1 protein-coding gene is annotated in these 238 nt (G+C 76.5%); it reads left to right on the top strand.

Going from position 1 to position 238, the window contains the following annotated elements; all coding sequences use genetic code 11:
- The coding region (locus OEY_RS28005; protein WP_010592634.1) for a PfkB family carbohydrate kinase at window positions 1–238 on the top strand (238 nt) is incomplete at both ends.

The following is a 238-nucleotide window of genomic DNA, read 5'->3' on the forward strand; positions in this document are numbered from 1 at the left end:
GGCAGGACGACGACTGGTCGAACGTGGCGTCGGGGCGGTACTGGCCACACTCGGCGCGGCGGGCGCGGTCCTGGTCACCGACGAGGGTGCGTGGCACGCAGTCCCCGGCCCCGTGACCGCGCGCAGCACCGTCGGCGCCGGCGACTCCTCCCTCGCCGGCTATCTCGTCGCGGAGCTGGCCGGACTCGATCCCGCCGAACGGCTCCGCCACGCCGTCGCATACGGCTCCCCCCCCCCC

Source organism: Rhodococcus sp. P14 (assembly GCF_000256505.1).
GTDB lineage: Bacteria > Actinomycetota > Actinomycetes > Mycobacteriales > Mycobacteriaceae > Rhodococcus > Rhodococcus ruber.